This window comes from Amycolatopsis anabasis (genome assembly GCF_009765355.1).
Lineage (GTDB): Bacteria > Actinomycetota > Actinomycetes > Mycobacteriales > Pseudonocardiaceae > Amycolatopsis > Amycolatopsis anabasis.
In genome coordinates this window covers 1-1,698 of the sequence record NZ_VTHK01000064.1, presented here as the reverse complement: position 1 = coordinate 1,698, position 1,698 = coordinate 1, and the positions used below count along the sequence as shown (strand labels likewise).

General features: G+C 65.0%; 1 protein-coding gene. It reads left to right on the top strand.

The features are described 5' to 3' along the window. Positions 1 to 1,032, top strand: a 1,032-nt coding sequence (locus FXO23_RS51260) for a WXG100-like domain-containing protein (protein ID WP_218952328.1), incomplete at its 5' end; no start/stop codon positions are given. Positions 1,033 to 1,698: the final 666 nt, after the last annotated feature.

Below are 1,698 nucleotides of genomic sequence, written 5' to 3'. Positions count from 1 at the left end.
GAACAGCAGAAAGGCGGTGGGGAACAGCAGAAAGGCGGTGGGGAGCAGCAGAAAGGCGGTGGGGAGCAGCAGAAAGGCGGTGGGGAACAGCAGAAAGGCGGTGGGGAACAGCAGAAAGGCGGTGGAGAGCAGGCGGCCAGGAAGGCCAGCGGGGAACAGAAGAGCGGGGATGATTTCGATAGTCGGGTGCTTGCGGGGAGCCCGATGCCGGTGACGGATTCTGGCGCGTTGCGGGACACGGCGAAGGGTTGGCGTGACGCGGGCCGTAGCGCGCAGCAGGCCGCGGACGAGGGGCAGAAGGCGGCGCGTGGTACCGAGCCAGACTTTCGTGGGACGCCAGGAGACCAACTGCGGCAGAACGCCGACAAGCACGCTGAGATGGCCCGGTCGACCGGCGCGGTCATGAACCGCCTGGCTGGGCACGCTGATCGTGCTGCCGATGTGGTGGATGCGACCAAACAGGTGCGGCAGCAGGACCTCGACCAGGGCCGTGAGATTTACGACAAGATTGGTGCCTTGGCGCCCAGCGAAGCCGAAGGCCGGTTCGCTCAGGAAAAGCTCGTGCAGGAGGCCATCGCCCGCGGACAGCAGACCAACCAACAAGGCGTCCAGGCCATGACCAACCTCGGCGGCCAACTCAACGGTGAAGCGACCGTGCAGAACAGTAATCCGGCCATACAGACGAAGAACATTAACGCAGCCATCCAGCCGGCAAGGCCGCTGCCTCCGCCGGACGGGGGTGGACGCCCAGAACTAGATGCGGACGATCTACTGGATCACGTAAACAGATATGGGCAAGGTGGCGCATTGCTAGTTGGCGGTGCCGGTGCGGCTGTCGGCTCTGTAGTCCCTGGTGCAGGTACTGCAGCAGGCGCTGGTGTAGGCGCTGCAGCAGGCGGCGCGATTGGTGGCCTCACCGGAGTGGCCGTGTACCTGGAGAAACTGGAGGACGCCCAAGAGAAGTGGGACGAGGACCATCGGCCGCCGCCCCCCGATCTGACGGCGGGTCCAGCGGGGCCTGGAGGGCACTGACACCGGAATGCGTTCTTCAACAGCCCGGCCTCCACAGCCTTCGTGCAGGCCGGGCAGAAGGTCGCGCAACTCGGTGCCGACCTCCGGATCGTGGAGTCACTTCAACAAACAATGCGGAGCGCGATGTTCTCCCGGTCGCACTGGCGCATGATGGGGAAGGACCGGACCCGGGCCACACCGTGGCCTGATCTGCAAGCGAGTTGGGGTGATCTACAACCCCCAAGAAGGCCCGGGAGGTCGCCGACGAGGCGATCCGGGACGTGGCACCGACTACCTGGGCAAGCATCACCACCGAGTCGAGCAGGTCACCACCCTGCAGGGGCAGGTCGACACGCCTTTGACCAGCACCCGGACACCGGTGCTGGCCGAGTTCAGAGCCACCCCTGCCCGCTACACCACCACGAGATGCCGCAATAACTTCGTTAGTGCCAGCCCAATCATCCGCACCTCCGGCGAAAGGAGGTTGTGGCAGCACGGTTTGTGCACAACGACCGGCTCGTCAACGCGCGGTTGGTCCAGGCATTCACCACACTCAGGGGGCGAGCCCGGAGCACGCGCCTACTGCAACTGTGGTTCAGAGCCCGCAGCGCCGTACACAACCCAGCTCTGTGAACCGCCCCGGGTTCGGTAGAGACTCGTTACTGGGGTCAGGCGACCAGGCTTGTC